This is a genomic window from Aminobacter sp. P4_H6_2 (assembly GCF_056400805.1).
In genome coordinates this window covers 1-3,034 of record NZ_JBFUKO010000627.1, presented here as the reverse complement: position 1 = coordinate 3,034, position 3,034 = coordinate 1, and the positions used below count along the sequence as shown (strand labels likewise).

General features: G+C 58.9%; 3 protein-coding genes. 2 read left to right on the top strand and 1 reads right to left on the bottom strand.

Going from position 1 to position 3,034, the window contains the following annotated elements; translation table 11 throughout:
- A partial coding sequence (locus tag AC1DUU_RS27690) for an ABC transporter substrate-binding protein (protein WP_476786555.1) occupies positions 1–557 on the bottom strand: 557 nt, incomplete at its 3' end.
- A gap of 266 nt (positions 558–823) precedes the next feature.
- On the opposite strand from AC1DUU_RS27690, the gene AC1DUU_RS27685 reads away from it, so the two are divergent.
- Both AC1DUU_RS27685 and AC1DUU_RS27680 read left to right on the top strand, forming a co-directional pair.
- The gene (locus tag AC1DUU_RS27685) at positions 824–1,693 is read left to right on the top strand and encodes an AraC family transcriptional regulator (protein ID WP_476786554.1); all 870 of its coding nucleotides are present in this window, start codon (positions 824–826) and stop codon (positions 1,691–1,693) included.
- Between the two features lie 468 nt (positions 1,694–2,161).
- Positions 2,162–3,034, top strand: an 873-nt coding sequence (locus tag AC1DUU_RS27680) for an alpha/beta hydrolase (RefSeq protein WP_476786553.1), incomplete at its 3' end; no start/stop codon positions are given.

Below are 3,034 nucleotides of genomic sequence, written 5' to 3'. Positions count from 1 at the left end.
GCCTTCGACATGCCGCCATTGTCCGAGATCAGCGCGAGCTTGGTCAGCTTGAGCTTGTCGAGGGCGTAGTCGATGTTCGGCTTCATCTGGTTGACGCCAGTGGCCGAACCAGAGAAGTGGAACGGACCGACTTCGGGCGTCAGTTGCGTAGAAGCAGCTGACGAGACCTGGGCAATATTCTTTTCGGTCGCAACTGGAACCACGGGAATGGTTTCCTGGCTGGTAGCCGGGCCGACCAGAGCCTGGACCTTCTCGTTTTCGATCAGGCGACGGACTTCGCTGACGGCGTGGGTCGGATCGGTCATCGTGTCGCCAAGAACAAGCTCCGCTTTCTTGCCCAGGATGCCGCCGGCAGCATTGATGTCTTCGATGGCGAGCTTCCAGCCGATTTCGGCGGTCTTGCCGATGGAGGCGCCGCCACCGGTAAGTGACATGATGCCGCCGACCTTGACGGTCTCTTGGGCGTGCGAAATGCCGGCCGAAAGCGCCAATGCGGCCATCGAAACCATTCCGATGGCGCTGTGTCGCGTGATGGATTTATTCCATTGGAAGTTCATGCGTATCTCCTCCGCTTACTTCAATCGCCAGCCAGTCACGTCCAACTGTCGGCGGCATCGTCTGGTCGGACGATGGAGGGTCGCAGAGAAATGAAATTTTGGTGGTTCATCTGCCGCTACTGGCGCAGTAGTGCCTGTTGGAGGTGGCGGCTCAAAATTGCCTCTAGGCCAGTGCGCTGTGGCCCCGAGGTATAAGCATGAGGTGAGACCCAGGTGACAGCAATTTTCTTCAATACAGCCCATTCTGGCAGCTACAATACTCAGTTATGAAGGCTGATCGGACACGTCCCCATGCCGCTGAAATGCGGGCCCTTGCAAGAATAGACCGCTCGCATTTTTTTGTGGGCAAGAGTTTCGACCAGCCTGAGTTCGTCACAGCCAGCGTTTCGTCTCAGCGGCAAGCTCCGCACGCCCACGAGACGTTCGTGATCGGCGGCATCAATGGGGGATACGGGACACAGTTCGTCCGCGGCAGCCAAAGGCTTGCCGGTGCGGGCGATCTGACCCTGTACAACCCAGGCGAGGTTCACGATTGTGCGCCTGGATGCGAAGCCGGATTTGACTATCGCGTATCATATCCCAGCGTCCATTTGATGAAGCGAGTCGCGATGGAGGTCTCAGGCCATTCGCGGGTAGGCACACCGTTCTTCAAGGCGCCGATTATTCAGGATCCAAATGGTTTGGCCGCGTTCACGATGGCGCACCGCACAATCGAGCTGGATCGGGATACCTTGGCTGGGGACGAGGGGCTGATACAAATCTACGCGCGCTTTCTCGTTCGACACGCGGAGATCATCCCAGCAGCAATCGGTCGAGAGCAGAGACCCGTCGAGCGCGTCAAAGTGATGATTGCCGACCGATGCACCGAAGACATCTCTTTGGCGGACCTCGCAGCGGAAGCTGGCCTTTCGCGCTTCCATCTGATCCGGGTCTTTCAGCGCGCCACCGGGCAGACGCCGCATGCCTATCTCATCAATCGTCGCATCGAACGCGCAAAGGCATCGCTAAGGGCGGGAGAAAAACTGAGCGTGGTGGCGGTTGCAACTGGCTTTTCAGACCAGGCCCATCTGACGCGTGTTTTCAAAGCTCGCGTTGGTGTGACGCCTGGGGTTTATCGCGCGGCCGTCGCTTCGTAAGCCGTCCTTGATAACCACATGACTTACCCGGCCAGCGCGTTGATGCGAGCGCTGCGCATACTTGATCGGCAGAGCTTAACTTTCTTCAAGGTGGGGAAGATCGGCCTCATCGGTGGATGCGTGCACCCGGATTCATAGTGCACGCGAACCGAGAGCCGATGGTTTGCCCAGCCGGTACTTCAGATTCTTGAAAACATCTCTCGTGGCCCGACCGAAAACACGGGCCACAGCAATTTGCTTCAATACCAAGCGCTTCCGCTACTGCAGCATTCGGTCATGAAGGCAGGTCGTTCTTGATCGCCTTCAGGACGGGGGGATTGGATTGTCGCTGTGGGGGGCGACGGCGCGGACACGGATCACACCACCTGTACCCAATGGAGATGAGACGGACCTCGTAGGGCCGTCAAAGCTCTGACTTGTCGAACGCAGCAATCATGCAGCGCTGTAGTCAAACGCGGAGGATACGCCATGTCGAATGCACAACCAGATGCCCTCAAGTCCCTATACAAAAGTTGGTCAGGCTCCATGGCCAGCAATCCAAGCATGCCCCTGGACGAATTGCGACGCATGTTCGAGCACTGGGCTGACGTGACTGCTGAGCCCGGCGGGGTGGACTACATCGAAGGCGATGCCGGCGGCGTCCAGGGGCTCTGGGCGGTACCGAAGGGAGCTAGCCAGGACAGGGTCCTGCTATGCACGCATGGTGGCGGATATGTCTGTGGTTCTATGTATTCGCATCGCAAGATGTACGGGCACTTCGCCAAGGCGTTTGGTTGTCGCGCCCTGATCCTGAACTATCGCTGTGCTCCCGAACATCCGCATCCTGCACCTGTTGAAGATACGACAAACGCCTATCAGTGGCTGCTGGATCAGGGCATCCGGCCCCAGCACGTTGCCCTGACCGGCGACTCGGGCGGTGGTGGGCTCGCCCTTGCAACGTTGTTGCGAGCGCGGGAACGCGGCCTTCCAATGCCATCGTCGGTGATACCCCTGTCGCCCTGGCTCGATATGGAGGCGACAGGCGAGACGTATCACTCCAATAGCGACAAGGATGCCCTGGTGCAGCGGGAAATTGTTTTGGGGATGGCCACCACTTTCCTGGGCGAGGACGGCAACCGGAACGATCCGTTGGCAAATCCGCTAATGGCCGACCTCCGCGGCCTGCCGCCCATGTATATACAGGTCGGCGGCGACGAGACGCTGCTCGATGACAGCCGCAAGCTCGCCGACAAGGCGCGCAGCGAAGGAATCGAGGTAATGTTCGAGATCGAGCCAGGCATGCAGCATGTCTATCATTTCCTCGCAGGTGTTGCCCCGCAGGCAGATGCGGCTATCCGGCGT